15 protein-coding genes are annotated in these 13,964 nt (G+C 47.3%); 2 read left to right on the plus strand and 13 right to left on the minus strand.

The window, feature by feature from the left end; translation table 11 throughout:
• A complete protein-coding gene (locus tag ACH5Y9_RS16925) occupies positions 1-2,160 on the plus strand; it encodes a TonB-dependent receptor plug domain-containing protein (RefSeq protein ID WP_445366930.1) in 2,160 nt (719 codons plus the stop codon).
• Here the strand turns inward: ACH5Y9_RS16925 and ACH5Y9_RS16930 are convergent.
• From ACH5Y9_RS16930 to ffh, 9 genes are all read right to left on the minus strand, one after another.
• Positions 2,157-2,579, minus strand: coding sequence for a response regulator transcription factor (locus tag ACH5Y9_RS16930; RefSeq protein WP_205453398.1), 423 nt, complete (start codon positions 2,577-2,579; stop codon positions 2,157-2,159). The genes ACH5Y9_RS16925 and ACH5Y9_RS16930 overlap by 4 nt on opposite strands.
• 95 nt (positions 2,580-2,674) lie before the next feature.
• Positions 2,675-3,448, minus strand: a complete 774-nt coding sequence (gene lpxA, locus ACH5Y9_RS16935; RefSeq protein ID WP_445366931.1) for an acyl-ACP--UDP-N-acetylglucosamine O-acyltransferase — start codon at positions 3,446-3,448, stop codon at positions 2,675-2,677.
• A gap of 2 nt (positions 3,449-3,450) precedes the next feature.
• Positions 3,451-4,335 (minus strand): site-specific tyrosine recombinase XerD, encoded by an 885-nt coding sequence (gene xerD, locus ACH5Y9_RS16940; protein ID WP_445366932.1) that lies wholly within the window; start codon positions 4,333-4,335, stop codon positions 3,451-3,453.
• Positions 4,332-4,838 (minus strand): methylated-DNA--[protein]-cysteine S-methyltransferase, encoded by a 507-nt coding sequence (locus ACH5Y9_RS16945; RefSeq protein ID WP_445366933.1) that lies wholly within the window; start codon positions 4,836-4,838, stop codon positions 4,332-4,334. Before ACH5Y9_RS16945 ends, xerD begins: the two co-directional genes overlap by 4 nt.
• 98 nt (positions 4,839-4,936) lie before the next feature.
• On the minus strand, positions 4,937-5,284 hold the full coding sequence (rplS, locus tag ACH5Y9_RS16950; protein WP_020484866.1) for a 50S ribosomal protein L19: 348 nt from the start codon (positions 5,282-5,284) through the stop codon (positions 4,937-4,939).
• Between the two features lie 12 nt (positions 5,285-5,296).
• Positions 5,297-6,037 (minus strand): tRNA (guanosine(37)-N1)-methyltransferase TrmD, encoded by a 741-nt coding sequence (gene trmD / locus ACH5Y9_RS16955; RefSeq protein WP_445366934.1) that lies wholly within the window; start codon positions 6,035-6,037, stop codon positions 5,297-5,299.
• Between the two features lie 8 nt (positions 6,038-6,045).
• Positions 6,046-6,537 carry a ribosome maturation factor RimM gene (gene rimM / locus ACH5Y9_RS16960; RefSeq protein ID WP_445366935.1) on the minus strand — a complete coding sequence of 164 codons (492 nt, stop codon included), beginning with the start codon at positions 6,535-6,537 and terminating at the stop codon, positions 6,046-6,048.
• A gap of 26 nt (positions 6,538-6,563) precedes the next feature.
• Entirely contained in the window at positions 6,564-6,815 is a 252-nt protein-coding gene (gene rpsP, locus ACH5Y9_RS16965) for a 30S ribosomal protein S16 (protein WP_319960457.1), read from the minus strand.
• An 88-nt stretch (positions 6,816-6,903) separates the two neighbouring features.
• Entirely contained in the window at positions 6,904-8,259 is a 1,356-nt protein-coding gene (gene ffh / locus ACH5Y9_RS16970; protein WP_445366936.1) for a signal recognition particle protein, read from the minus strand.
• A 126-nt stretch (positions 8,260-8,385) separates the two neighbouring features.
• Between ffh and ACH5Y9_RS16975 the strand changes: the two genes are divergently transcribed.
• Positions 8,386-9,183 (plus strand): cytochrome C assembly family protein, encoded by a 798-nt coding sequence (locus ACH5Y9_RS16975; protein WP_445366937.1) that lies wholly within the window; start codon positions 8,386-8,388, stop codon positions 9,181-9,183.
• A gap of 43 nt (positions 9,184-9,226) precedes the next feature.
• Here the strand turns inward: ACH5Y9_RS16975 and ACH5Y9_RS16980 are convergent, their stop codons facing one another.
• The 4 genes from ACH5Y9_RS16980 to fliS form a co-directional block, all read right to left on the minus strand.
• Positions 9,227-11,722: a 6-hydroxymethylpterin diphosphokinase MptE-like protein gene (locus tag ACH5Y9_RS16980; protein ID WP_445366938.1), complete on the minus strand. Its 2,496-nt coding sequence runs from the start codon at positions 11,720-11,722 to the stop codon at positions 9,227-9,229.
• A gap of 106 nt (positions 11,723-11,828) precedes the next feature.
• Positions 11,829-12,683, minus strand: coding sequence for a flagellin N-terminal helical domain-containing protein (locus ACH5Y9_RS16985; RefSeq protein ID WP_033157177.1), 855 nt, complete (start codon positions 12,681-12,683; stop codon positions 11,829-11,831).
• 549 nt (positions 12,684-13,232) lie between these two features.
• Complete coding sequence (locus tag ACH5Y9_RS16990) at positions 13,233-13,565, minus strand: hypothetical protein (protein ID WP_445366939.1); 333 nt, start codon at positions 13,563-13,565, stop codon at positions 13,233-13,235.
• Positions 13,565-13,951 (minus strand): flagellar export chaperone FliS, encoded by a 387-nt coding sequence (gene fliS, locus ACH5Y9_RS16995; RefSeq protein ID WP_026602079.1) that lies wholly within the window; start codon positions 13,949-13,951, stop codon positions 13,565-13,567. Before fliS ends, ACH5Y9_RS16990 begins: the two co-directional genes overlap by 1 nt.
• Positions 13,952-13,964 lie beyond the last annotated feature (13 nt).

The raw sequence follows: 13,964 nt of genomic DNA on the forward strand, positions 1-13,964 counted from the left end.
ATGCTGAAAACAGTCAAGAAGCAGCTTTTCAAACACTCTCTGGCCCTCAGCCTCATCGGTCAGCAAGCCTATGCCGACCAAACCGTCAACGATTTTCTGGATTTATCGCCAGCGGAATTAGCTAATATTTCAGTGAGTATTGCCTCGGGTACCGCCAAATCGGTATCGCAATCGGCAGCGGTGACCACCGTTATCACCGCCGAGCAAATTGCCACGATGGGCGCTACCGATCTGCACGAGGTGCTGGAAACCGTACCTGGCATGCATGTGACGATCCAACCGGTGACTAACGACTATAGTTACACGATGCGCGGCATGCGCAATGAAACCAATGCCGAAGTCTTGCTGATGCTCAACGGCACACGTTTCTCCGTGCCCTATCAGGGTACGCATATGGCGGGAATGATTATTCCCGTCGAAAATATTCAACGTGTCGAGGTGATTCGCGGGCCGGGTTCCGCGCTATACGGGGCGGACGCCTTCGCGGGGGTGATTAATATTGTCACCAAAAAGGCCGCGGATATTGATGGCGTCACGGTCGGCGCACGCGGCGGCAATGCCGATACGAAAAGCACTTGGGGCCAATACGGCGGTAAATGGCAAGGCTGGGATGTTGCGGGTAGCCTGCAATATAGCCATAACGGGGTCGATCCCGAGCGAATCATCACTGCCGACGCGCAAACCCAAGTCGACCAAGCGTTGGGAACGAATATATCGCTCGCTCCCGGCCCCATGCAAACCCAAAACGAACGCTGGAACGGCCATCTCAGTTTACAGCGCAAACATTGGGATTTGGGATTTTGGGCTTTTAACGAAAGCGATTACGGGTTTCGCTCCGGCACATTCGGCGCCCTGGATAACAAAGGCAAGGGTAATGGCTCCAGCTATCTGGCTGATGTGCGTTATTCGACCGAGGATGATATAGAGAACTGGGAACTGCAAGCCCACGCCAGCTTTCTGCATACTGACGTCTCAGCCGATATATACGGTTTTCCAGCCGGTGCAATATTACCAATTGGCGCGGACGGCAACGTCACCGAGCAGTTGGCATCGACTAGGGGCTTGGTGCTATTTCCAGAGGGGCTACGCTTTGTCGCCGGTTTTAAAAATACTGTACCCAGTTTTGAGTTAACCAGTATTTACAAAGGCTTTTCCGATCATTTAATCCGCATGATCGCCGGCTTCCGCTATGAGGAGATGAACACTCAGGAAGCGCGCAATTACGGCGTAGGTGTTATCAACGGGTCCGGGCTATCGGCATTTCCCGCCATCAATGTTGCCGGCGGTTTACAAGACTTAACTGGAACCCCTCTCACATTCATTGACGACCATCATCGCGACATCTGGTCCGCGGCGATACAAGACGAATGGCAATTTGCCAAGGACTGGCACCTGACCACCGGTTTGCGCTTTGACCACTATTCCGACTTTGGCGGCACATTGAACCCCCGCGCTGCGTTGGTCTGGAACATCAATTCTGAATTGACTGCTAAATTGCTCTATGGACAAGCTTACAGAGCGCCAAGCTTCGTAGAACAATATCAGCAAAACAGTCCGCTTTTCCTTGGCAACCCGTCTTTGAGCCCGGAAACCATCTCAACTACCGAGCTGGCATTCGATTATCGTCCAACGAAAAATCTGAGAACCGCGTTGAATTTGTACCATTATGAGATCCGCGATTTGATTAGCGGCCCGATTTCCGGCGCCGGCACGCTAACCGAGCGTAACACGTCAGGTCAAGACGGCTATGGCAGCGAGTTTGAATGGGATTGGAAGTTTCACGCAGATTGGAATCTACGCGGCAACTACGCTTGGCAATTTGCCCGCAGCGAAGCGACGCACACCCGGGTTAGCAATGTCCCCGAGCATCATGTTTACACCGCACTCGCCTGGAATTTTATGCCGAAATGGCAGATTCAAACCCAAATTAACTGGATAGGTCACCGCCTTAGCAGTCCGGAAGATACGCGAGTTTTAAAAGATTATGAAACGGTCGACCTAACTTTAAATGCGAAAAAACTGATGGGATATCTGGATCTGACGGCATCGGCTCGGAACCTGTTCGATAGCCACGGCAAAGAACCGGCTACCTCCAGTTATCCTTATAATTTGCCCATCGCCGGACAAACTTTTTATTTCGAGGCTGGTTTACACTTTTAGCTGCTTGCTTGCAGCGAATAATTCCGGTGGATGGCATCCAGAAGATAAGCAACGATCTTACGGCTCAACCAAGCCTCGCCGGTAGCGACTGCGTGGATCATTCTGTTGATATAGGCCGCCAGCGACTGACTATTCTGATAGCCCTTGGCGCCGGCCAACACGCAGTGCAGAATTTGCTCTTCATGCAAGTCATCGCCGATGATCACGATATTACTGGTCGGACTGGCCGCCAATAACAAGTTGGTATAGTCGGGCGTTTGGCTACCGCGCAACGCAAAATTCAGCAAAATGATGTTGGGTTGGAGCTGTTCGGCAGCATTAAGAGCTTGGATCTCATCCGAATAAAACGCAACATCCGCTTCCGCCATCAACATCAGTGGCTGGATTTGGTCGATGTTATCGATTACTTGTATTTTCATGATAAATCTTGCTGTCTGTTAGCTGACTGGCTTGCCACTTTGACCTCCGGAACTAATTTGTTAAATTCCTACGGCATTGCCCCTGACTATTGAATTCAGTTGGTAACATCGATAAATCCGTGTAATCCACGCTTGGAATCGACCGCCAGCCAACGCCTTAAGTATTGCAGCTCTTCGGTAGATTGCAATTCTTCGAGGCTTTTTTTATTTTTTAACAATCTGAATGCGGCGGAAAGCACTTTGTAATTCTCACCTACTATACCGGCTCGCCGTAAGCCCACTATGTTGAGCCGATAATGTTTCGCGGGCCGACCACCTATCAGCATAAACGGGATCACGTCCATGTTAATCCCCGTAGTGCCTTGCACAATGGCATAAGCGCCGATCCGGCAAAATTGATGCACAACTACCGCCCCGCCCATAAACACGTTATGCCCCACCTCTACATGACCGCCAATCGCCACATTATTGGCAAAAATCGTTTTGTCACCAACCGCGCAATCATGGGCAACGTGGCTGTTGTTCATAAAATAGCAACCTGAACCGATCCTGGTAGCGCTGCCAGCTACTGTAGCCCTATGGGCGGTAAATCCTTCTCGAAACACGTTATTGTCCCCAATCTCTAGCCACGACTCGGTTTGCGCATCAAACCCCAAGTCCTGCGGCAAGCCGCCTAGTACAGCGTGCGGGTGTAACACATTACCGTCGCCCATTTTGACATGCGCATGCACTACGGCATGGGCACCTATTTGACTGTTCGCCCCTATTACGGCGCCCGCCTCTATCACCGCAAACGGGCCAACGCTGACGTTTTCTCCAAGCATGGCGCCGGTTTCGATAAAAGCGGTGGGATGAATCGATACAGTCATGGTTAGCCTCTTGGATGATGTTGGGTATGTAATACTTTCAAACGCTGTTGGGCAATATGCGTATAAATTTGGGTAGTGGATAAATCCGAGTGGCCGAGCAGTAGCTGAACCACTCTAAGGTCAGCGCCATGATTCAATAAATGCGTGGCAAACGCGTGACGCAGCGTATGCGGCGACAAATGTTTATCGATACCTGCCCGCACAGCATAGCGTTTGATAATGTGCCAAAAAGCCTGTCTGGTCATAGAAGTGCCCCGGGTGGTAACAAACAAATAGTCGCTTTGCCTATTTCCCAGGATTGCTTGTCTGGCAGTATTCAGATAATGTTCGGCCCAATCCATGGCTTCTTCACCAACCGGCACCAGGCGTTCCTTGTCGCCTTTGCCGACGATGCGCACACAACCTTGCCGAAAATTAATTTGGCTAAACTTGAGTTCGACTAACTCGGACACCCTCAGCCCTGTGGCGTAAAGCATTTCAAGCATCGTTCTATCTCTAAAACCCAACTTGTCGGTAACTTCCGGAGCATTTAACAACAATTCCACGTCGGTTTCTGACAATGAATCAGGCAACGTGCGGCCAAGCTGTGGCGAGTCTATCAATTGGGTAGGATCGATATTAATCTTACCTTCGCGCAGCAAATAACCGTAAAAGCGCCGCAAACAAGAGACAATTCTGGCCGACGAACGGCTGGTTATACCTTGTTGCTGTCGGTTAGCCAAAAAACTCTTGATCGTCGTGTCGTCAACAGCGGTTATATCCTTATCCTTCAGCCACTTCGCAAACAATTTAAGATCGCTGCCGTAAGCCGATAGCGTATTGTCGCTTAATCCGAATTCCAGCCACAATGCGTTTAAGAATGCCTCTATGGTCTGCGCCGAATTCATTCCCTGTCCAATCCCAAACCACGCTCGTACTCGAGTAAACGGTGTTTAAGCGCCACAAACTCGCCATCGGCCTGCCCCATAAAACCTCCGATGCCACGCTTTGCCACCACCCGATGACACGGGATAATCCCGGCATAAGGGTTATTTCGGCAAGCCCCCGCTATTGCTCTAGGTCCTGAACCCAGCGTTTCCGCCAACCCCGAATATGTTTCCACTTGCCCGACGGGAATAGCCAATAACGCACTCCAAACCGTATTAGCGTACACGCTACCCTGGCTTAGCAAGGTAACATGCAGTTCGGTTTGCATCGGGTTTAACAGATAATTTTGCAAACTAACAGCCTGTGGTGACAAAGTCTTAGTTAACTCTCCGCCAACGTGCCAAGATGCATCCGTAATGATTTCACCGGCCATGGTTAATATCAATTCCGCATTGAGTAGTGGCACGGCGAGCAGGGACTCTTCACCATCCGCAACATTTTGCCAAACGATATGTAAAGGCATCACATCTCTCTTTTGCTATCGGCAAAAAAAAAGGCAGCTGAGCAGGCCGCCTTTTCTCATTACCTGATTCGCTATAATACGAACCAGATTGCAGCGTATTAAGAAAGTTTCTCTTTGATACGTGCGGCTTTACCAGCCAAATCGCGCAGATAATAAAGTTTAGCGCGACGAACGTCACCGCGACGTTTTACTTCGATACTGCCAACTGATGGACTGTGAGTTTGGAAAACCCGCTCAACACCCACGCCATGCGAAATTTTTCTGACAGTAAATGCTGAATTCAAACCGCGATTACGTTTTGCAATCACAATGCCTTCAAAAGCCTGTAACCTTTCCCGCGTGCCTTCAGTTACTCTAACTTGCACCACGACAGTGTCGCCAGGTCCGAATTCCGGTACATCTTTTTTCAGCTGTTCAGCTTCCAATTCTTCAATAATTTTACTCATAACCACACCCTATTAAACAACTTCAGTTCTAAATTCTTTCAACAAAGCATCCTGCTCTGCGCTTAATGTTACTTTTTCAAGCATATCCGGCCGCCTCGACCAAGTCCGCCCCAACGCTTGTTTCATCCTCCACCGCTTGATGTCGGCGTGATTTCCGCCGAGCAACACATCAGGGACGTCGCCAATATCGCTATGCTCGGGTCGCGTGTAATGCGGGCAATCCAACAGTCCATCAAAATGCGAATCTTGTTTAGCAGATTCATCGTCACCAAGTACGCCAGGAATTAACCTGGTAACCGCGTCGATTACTATCAAGGCTGCCAGCTCGCCACCGCTGATGACATAATCGCCCAGCGACCATTCTTCGTCGCAAGCATGCTGGATAAAACGCTCGTCTATACCTTCATAACGACCGGATACGAGGATCAATTGATCGTAGCGACTCGCATCCAGCAACAACTCTTGACTAAGCAAACGACCCTGCGGACTCAAGCAAATTACTTTGCGGTTAACCAAGACATTATGCTGTTTGGCTCCATCCACTGCGTCGAGCAAAGGTTGGCATTTCATCACCATGCCCGGCCCGCCACCATAAGGTCTATCATCGACGGTCCGGTGTTTATCGAGCGTGTAATCGCGGGGATTCCAAACCGACAAACCGACCAAGCCTCGTTCAATCGCCCTGCCGGTTACTCCGTAACTAGCGGCATCGGATATCATCTCAGGGAAGAGACTTATAACATCAAAACGCATGCCTTTAGTTAAAAGTCCGGATCCCAATCGACGAGAATCAAGCCTTCGTCAAGATCAATTTTTAAAACAGTACTCTGCTGCAAAAACGGAATGAGACGTTCTAACTCCCCGTCAACTACGACCAAAACATCGTTAGCACCGGTTTCCAACAAATGATCAACTTTGCCTAATTGGCAACCCTCTAAATTGCGTACTTCCAGCCCAATCAGATCCGCCCAATAATATTCGCCATCGCTCGCTTTGGGTAGTTGTTGCTTGCGAATCAAAATATCCGCGCCCATCAACTCTGCTGCGACATCTCTGTCAGTAATATCTTGCAACTCTGCGACGACCAAACTGCCTTGCCGCCGACCTCCAAGCAATTTAACTTCTTGGAAGTGGCTATTTTTTCGCAGAATCCATGGGGAATACTGCAATATGTTTTCACGGGGATCGGTGAAGGAATAGACTTTTACCCATCCTTTTACACCAAAAACGCCGGACACTTGGCCGACGTTCAAAAAATCCCCTTCTGACAAAGCTAAAATTAAGCGGCTACTTTATCGGCGTCTTTAATCAATCTAGCGACGCGGTCAGTTGGTTGGGCGCCATTGGCTTTCCAATATTGGACGCGTTCGCTATCCAAAACCAATCTTTGCTCACCACCGCGAGCCAACGGATTAAAGAAACCTACGCGCTCGATATAACGACCATCGCGACTGCTTCTGCTGTCGGTAACAACAACATGATAGAAAGGACGATTCTTAGCGCCGCCTCTGGACAAACGAATGCTTACCATTTGGATACCTTAAATAACATTGAATCAAAAAACTTAATCAAACTATTCTACGCGATTTTTACAATAAGTGAAGGACAAATTACGACAATCACATTCTCATGCCGCGCATATTGCTCTTCAAGCCGCGCATCATGTTGGCAATATTACCCTTGCTGAATTTTTTCATCATCTTTTCCATCATTTGATGCTGCTTCAACACACGATTTACAGCTTGCAAATCCAAGCCGCAACCATCGGCGATACGTTGCTTACGCCCACCTTTGATTAGATCGGGAAAACGCCGTTCTTGTTTGGTCATTGAGTTGATTACGGCAATCTGATGCGCCAGATCCTTGTCATTGACTTTATCCTTAATGTCTTTAGGCACGCCACTCATACCCGGCAGCTTATCCATCATCGCGCCAAGCCCGCCCATATTCTGCATTTGCTCCAACTGCTCCTTCAGATCGTTCAAATCGAAGCTTTTGCCTTTTTGCAGCTTTTTGGCTAATTGCTCGGCCTTTTTTTTGTCGACATTTTGCTCGATATTCTCAATCAGCGACAACATATCGCCCATACCGAGAATACGCGAAGCCAACCGATCAGGATAGAAAGGCTCTAAGGCATCGGTTTTTTCGCCGACACCGATAAACTTAATCGGCTTGCCGGTTATATGCCGAATGGAAAGCGCCGCTCCGCCACGCGCGTCGCCGTCGGCCTTGGTCAGAATGACACCGGTCAATGGCAAGGCATCATGAAAAGCCTTGGCAGTGTTTGCAGCATCTTGACCGGTCATGCTATCAACCACAAATAAGGTCTCAATCGGCTTGATTGCGGCGTGCAAAGCTTTGATCTCTGCCATCATCTCGTCATCGACATGCAAACGTCCGGCGGTGTCGACAATTACCACATCTAAAAATTGGCGCTTTGCTGCATCTATAGCCCTGTTGACAATATCGACAGGATTTTCGCTGACATCGCTTTCGAAAAACTTTAATCCAACATCGGCGGCCAACGTCTCCAATTGCTTAATCGCGGCAGGACGATAAACGTCAACACTAACCACCCCGACTTTTTTCTTTTTCTTTTCTTTTAGATGGCGACCTAATTTTGCCACCGTAGTCGTTTTACCCGCGCCCTGAAGACCTGCCATCAATACGATTGCCGGCGGATTGGTACGCAGATTCAGCTCTTCGTTCGCAGAACCCATCACCTTGACCAGCTCGGACTGCACCACTTTGATCATTGCCTGCCCAGGCGTCAAACTGGTTTGCACTTCCTGACCCAACGCGCGCTGAGTAACTTGATCGATAAAATCGGTCACCACCGGCAAAGCAACATCGGCTTCCAGCAAAGCCATTCTTACTTCGCGCATGGTGTCCTGGATATTGCTCTCGGTCAGACGACCTTGGCCTTTAATTTTTTTTAGTGTGCCACTGAGGCGATCAGATAAATTATCAAACATAGTTGCGTCTTTATTTTTCTAGGGTTCCGGCGGATGTCTGCCAACACAAACGGATTACAACAATTGGTCTGCTTAGTTTAACATAACCGTATCGCAACACCTTTTGATTATTCCCCTGCCATCGCCATGTACACCACACCCGCCGGCCTATTTTCGATATTAAGCTATGCGATTGCCGCAATATTGATCGTTAAAGAAATTTTTGGCGCCAAACAGCACCGGCTATCCATGCAACTGGCTTGGCTTGGCGCAGGCTTGCATTGCGCCTACATCGTCTTAAACGTACAAAACCATCACGGATTCAACTTCAGTTTTTTCAGTACCGCATCGCTGGCAGGCTTGGTTATTTGCCTTCTGCTGTTAATTGCCTCGCTGGACAAACCTGTGGCAAAACTGGGCGTGTTGATTTTTCCAGTCGCTGCAGCCATGCTGGCTTTAGATATTCTTTATCCAGCTACGCCACGCCTGCTTGTGAACCACAATTGGCAGATGAGCACTCACATACTGACATCAATATTGGCATTCAGCCTATTAAATATCGCTGCCTTACAAGCCATTTTATTGGCCGTTCAGGATCAACAATTACGCCATCGCCACCCCAAACGTTTTATGTTGGCTTTACCACCCTTGCAAGCCATGGAATCACTGTTGTTTCAAATGATCGCAACGGGATTACTGTTTTTGACCGCGTCCTTGGTCACCGGCTTCTTTTTCGTAGAGGATTTATTTGCGCAGCATTTGGTTCATAAAACCGTACTATCGATCCTGGCCTGGATAATTTTTTCCGCACTACTGTTCGGCAGAATTCGCTATGGCTGGCGTGGGCAAAGCGCAATTCAGTGGACCCTCATAGGCTTTACTTCATTATTATTAGCCTATTTCGGCAGTAAATTGGTTTTGGAATTGATATTGAAAAAAGTTTGACCCTTTAAAAATAGCCCGAGACCACGCAGCACCACATCCGCAGTTAAAATCCAGCGGAAACCAACGCAGCCTTCATGGTGAGAGCAACTTCCAGATCAGGTTTTTGAGCCAAAATATAATCCAACATCATGATAGCCGCATCATAGATTCCTTGCTCCGTATACAAGTTAGCCAATTTTATTTGCGCCAACGTATCGCTGGGGAATTGACCGATGTAATTATTGTAGGCGTCTATAGCGACCATCACATCGCCATGCAGCCTTTGCATTTCCGCATATAAGGGTAAGTAGACGGGATTCAATTGCGACAAACACTGTAACGCTAAATTGGCGGTATGAGCATCATCGCTATCGATACCGATATCCGCAATTCTTATCAGAGCCTGCTCTACCAACACACCACCACCGTCAACAATTTGTCGATATGCATCCAGCGCCTGGGCCGATGCGTGTTGCAATTCGGCCAAGTAACCAGTAATCAAATGGCGATACGGCTCAACCGCCTGCTGATCCTGATGCTTACTCAGACTAATCAGCAAATCACTCAATTCTTCGATTTTTTTATGCTTGAATAACAAGCCAGCCCTTTGCTTTAGACTTGAAAGATTTCCCTGGCTTTTGGCCTTGGCAAAATGCCGAGTATGTTTATCATGAACAATATCTAAGAAGCGTTTTTCAAAATCGGCAAATTGAGCCCGAACATCTACCGGCACCTCAGCGGCAGTAGCTTTCCACAATCTTGCGCGCCCAAAACTTCTGTCTTTTCGATATTGCTCCATTATCAAACCAAAATCCGGCACATCCGCATATTCCTGTTGCCTGGCCTTAACTCTTTCGACAGCGTCATCCAACAAACACATCAATTTCGCTGCACCTTCCCGATAAGCGTCATAGAAAACATTGCCAAGTTGCTTGGCTTCTTCAGCACTCCACGCCTCATCGTTAAATGCCTTAGTCAACTTGATAAAACTTCTGATACCAAAGCTTTTTACCAACCTGCTGTAATGCCTATGTTCTCGCTTAAACTTCTTCTCGATCTGATCCAGTCTTTTTTTATCCTTATAGTTTCCAATGACCCCATCGGCACTATACATCTCGTCGTTGACACGGCGCGCATTCTCCGCCAGACGAGCAATTCCTTTGATCTGAAATTGAGCACGCCCCAACTCATCAAGAATTTGTTTGTGATATTTACTATGTTCAGCGGATTCGCTAACGCGCTCGGCTACGATTTCAGCCACATTAATGGAGCCATCCCCAAATTCAATTTCGGATATGGGTAAATACTCGATATTTTCGACTTTGGCAGAACCACCGGAAATATTGAAAATCCGACATCCCATGCCAGACAACTGTTTCGCCTGGAAACCCAGCGAGAGAATAGCCTGTGAAAAGTCGCAACTAGTAGGCGCCATAAATCCGGCGTTTGTCTCTACTTGCAACGATGTCAAATTAAAGCGTGGCCCGGCCAGTTGCTCGTCGCTACCGGTGGCATGCGTGAAGCCTTCTTTGGTGAAGCATAAGTCTACGCCGGCGAGCACTATTCTTTTGAAGCCAAAATGATACGCCACGCTCAGCGCAGTATTGGTCACCGTCGGACCCGCACTGCCAATATTCGCTACATTCAGTGGCGACGGCCAAGGTAGTCGCGGACCAAGATAGAACCCAAGACCGTGCCATTGGTTAACTAAAGTGGGGACAGTGTGGTAGGAATAGACAAAAATCGGTTTGCTGCTGAACTCGAGCATTTCCTTGCTGATATCAAAGCTCAGATCAGTCGGATCCACCGAAAACACAAAATCCGGCTCGATATTGGCTTGTAATAACTGGCGAGAAATTCTGGAAACCGCAAAAACCACAACGTCGTTCCGATGCGATCTGAGCCATGGTAAAACCTCATCAAGCGAGGGACCACCCGCCAAAATTAATACCGTCTTATCGACAAAGGCCTTTTCCAGCACTTTTGCCGGCCTTTGGTTATCGGCTAGGTTAATAATCTGTCTGGCAATAAACGCCTCGCTACCCAGCTCGACGCTAATTTGCCAATGCAGTTGCGATAGAACTTCCGTGATATGCCAACTTAGCTCTGCATACTCCTCTATATAATCGTCTTGCGCACAAATTGCATTGTAGGAGCGTACTGCGTTGATATACAAATAGTCGTTTATTTTGAAATTTTTAATAGCCTCCGGCCATTGCTCCAAACCAACACACAGAATCTTCTCATCCAAGCCATCAAGCAATTGGTTTTGTTTTAAAGCCTGCAAAACACCTTCCGGCTCAATGAAGAGGTAGCGCGTACCCTTTGGTAAAAACTTGCTTTGCAAGTATTTTGGCAATAACCCTGAATCCGTGCCGATAACCACATTAAGCGTATCTTCGGCAAACAGATCCTTACCAAACTTCGCGTCAAACAACACTCCAGCACTCACTCTATCGAAGCTGTTTCTATTCAGGTTGAAAAAATATTTTTCACCAAAATTATTTACGCTTATTGGCCCTAAGTCATATTGTCTCACCTGATCAAGTTCATCATCCATTTGCTACTTCTTGATTAAAGTTTACGGAATCTCACTAGCTACGCATCAGCTTAGCATTCCTATATTCAAATGCACCGTGAATTCAGGTTAAATAATGCTGGTGCTTTTATTTCAATAGCTGTAATACACCCTGGGTTACTTGATTAGCCTGAGCCAACATTGCCGTACCGGCCTGCTGCAGAATCTGACTGCGGCTTAAATTCGCAGTTTCGGCAGCGAAATCGGCGTCCATGATCCGCGAACGTGCAGAGCTTTGATTTTCAATAGAAGATTGCAGATTCGATATAGTGGTGGAAAACCGATTTTGAATTGCACCTAAATTCGAACGAAATGTATCGATTCTTCTGATTGCCGTGTCAATAGCGTTGATTGCTGAGCGCACATTTCCCGAGGTAGCCGCTGATCCAATTGAATGCTTGTTTCCAAAAAGCGCGCTTAAACTTGTCACAGCCAGCAAATCGGATACGGTAACCGATATTTGATTGTCTGCCGCCGTGTTAGCGCCAATTTGAAAGTTCGCATTCTTTAAAGAACCGTTTAGAATTTTTTTGCCGTTGAATTCGGTATTTTGAATAATCCTTTTAACCTCTGCACCCAATTGCTTAAATTCGGTATGAAGCTTTTGCCTATCTTCACCGCTAACAGCCGCTCTGTTGGCCGCCTGAATTGCTAAATCCCTCATCCTTTGCAACGTTTCAGTGATTGTACCCATCCCAGCTTCCGCAGTTTGCGCCATGGAGATACCGTCGTTGGCATTGCGCATAGCAACAGTCATACCGCGAATTTGCGATGTCATTCGGTCGGCAATCGCCAAACCGGCGGCATCGTCTTTAGCACTGTTGACTCTGAGACCTGATGATAAGCGCTCCATAGACATTTGCAGGCTATCGTTAGTCCGCGTCAGAAACTTCTGACTATTCAATGACGCGATGTTTGTATTGATGACCATTGATGATGGCATGATCGTTCTCCCGGTTGATACTAAATGGAATAGGCATTATTGCCGCCACTAAACATCAATCACTTTTCATGCCAATGTATAAAAACCCCTTTTAAATTCAATAATTAAAAAAAATAATACGCTATTAGCATCATCAAGAACGGCTAAAACACACCCGATCAAAGGCCGTTTCGCCAATTAAACAGCCTTAAGCCAATTAGAACGACATTTTTTTGACTCTCCCCTCCGAAATACTTTACCTAGAAGAACCGCATACAAAACACTCCCAATAAAAATACAAAAAATTAAATTAAATCAATAATATATATAAATATCAGATAACTTGAGGATCGCTATTTCAATATACGAAAGGATTACAAAAACGTCGAAGAATGCTGCAAGCTGAAATCAGGCAAACAATTGAGAACCTTAGAAGAACACACAGAGGAGCGGCATTTCATTGCCGCCAGAACAACATTCAAGAAATTAAGGGGTATATCGATACACTGAACAGTGTGTTGGAACGGGATGACCCGGGGGGAAAACGGGGATAAGTCTGAATCAGATGACTTAGTAACTGTTATAAGCCTGCATTGCCTTGCGGCCGCGATCCAAGACTGATTGCTGAGCAGCCGAGAGCGACTTTTGCTCTTCGATATAAGAAATAAAAACCGCATCCTGCTCAAGCACCGACTGAGCTACTTGCTTGACAAGTAGTTTTTTATGCTCTGGCAAGCACGCTACGCCCGCGAAAAACTGTTCTAAACAAACTTGCCTTTTATCCAAAATATCAGCCAGACCCTCCCACTCCGCCTTTAGTATGCACTCTTGGATATTGTCGGCAAAACCTTGTAATTGTTGCTGCCACTCCAAGAAATTAGGATCCGGGAAATCAAGAGACATCAGGCAATCGCATCCCAGGCTTCTTTGACGTCTTTCATCAACACAGTTACTTCATTTAATATGTCCTCGCTGTTTTCACTGCTTGCCTGTAACAGCCGAAAGTTGATGTAATCGTACAATTGGCGAAGATTGACGGCAATTTCGCCACCCTGCTCTAGGTCCAGCACCTCGTTCAGACCACCAACTATGCCAATTGCCTTGGATATATAGATACTTTTCGCTTCCATATCCCCGTGAGTAATTGCACCTTTAGCAGAATTGATTCGAGCCAAGAACCCTTCCATCAACATTTGAATCAGCCGATGGGGAGATTCCTCGCCAAAATTGCTGGAGGTATGGACCTCTGCGTATTGTCTAGCGCCTTTTCTATGAGCATCAACGTACATGGGAAAACCTCTT

This window comes from Methylomonas sp. BW4-1, assembly GCF_052474385.1.

Excerpts from the sequence above, each read along its gene's own strand:
- ACH5Y9_RS16925 (WP_445366930.1), top strand. The coding sequence starts at position 1 with ATGCTGAAAACAGTCAAGAAGCAGCTTTTCAAACACTCTCTGGCCCTC.
- ACH5Y9_RS16930 (WP_205453398.1), bottom strand. The coding sequence starts at position 2,579 with ATGAAAATACAAGTAATCGATAACATCGACCAAATCCAGCCACTGATG.
- lpxA (WP_445366931.1), bottom strand. The coding sequence starts at position 3,448 with ATGACTGTATCGATTCATCCCACCGCTTTTATCGAAACCGGCGCCATG.
- xerD (WP_445366932.1), bottom strand. The coding sequence starts at position 4,335 with ATGAATTCGGCGCAGACCATAGAGGCATTCTTAAACGCATTGTGGCTG.
- ACH5Y9_RS16945 (WP_445366933.1), bottom strand. The coding sequence starts at position 4,838 with ATGCCTTTACATATCGTTTGGCAAAATGTTGCGGATGGTGAAGAGTCC.
- rplS (WP_020484866.1), bottom strand. The coding sequence starts at position 5,284 with ATGAGTAAAATTATTGAAGAATTGGAAGCTGAACAGCTGAAAAAAGAT.
- trmD (WP_445366934.1), bottom strand. The coding sequence starts at position 6,037 with ATGCGTTTTGATGTTATAAGTCTCTTCCCTGAGATGATATCCGATGCC.
- rpsP (WP_319960457.1), bottom strand. The coding sequence starts at position 6,815 with ATGGTAAGCATTCGTTTGTCCAGAGGCGGCGCTAAGAATCGTCCTTTC.
- ffh (WP_445366936.1), bottom strand. The coding sequence starts at position 8,259 with ATGTTTGATAATTTATCTGATCGCCTCAGTGGCACACTAAAAAAAATT.
- ACH5Y9_RS16975 (WP_445366937.1), top strand. The coding sequence starts at position 8,386 with ATGTACACCACACCCGCCGGCCTATTTTCGATATTAAGCTATGCGATT.
- ACH5Y9_RS16980 (WP_445366938.1), bottom strand. The coding sequence starts at position 11,722 with ATGGATGATGAACTTGATCAGGTGAGACAATATGACTTAGGGCCAATA.
- ACH5Y9_RS16985 (WP_033157177.1), bottom strand. The coding sequence starts at position 12,683 with ATGCCATCATCAATGGTCATCAATACAAACATCGCGTCATTGAATAGT.
- ACH5Y9_RS16990 (WP_445366939.1), bottom strand. The coding sequence starts at position 13,565 with ATGTCTCTTGATTTCCCGGATCCTAATTTCTTGGAGTGGCAGCAACAA.
- fliS (WP_026602079.1), bottom strand. The coding sequence starts at position 13,951 with ATGTACGTTGATGCTCATAGAAAAGGCGCTAGACAATACGCAGAGGTC.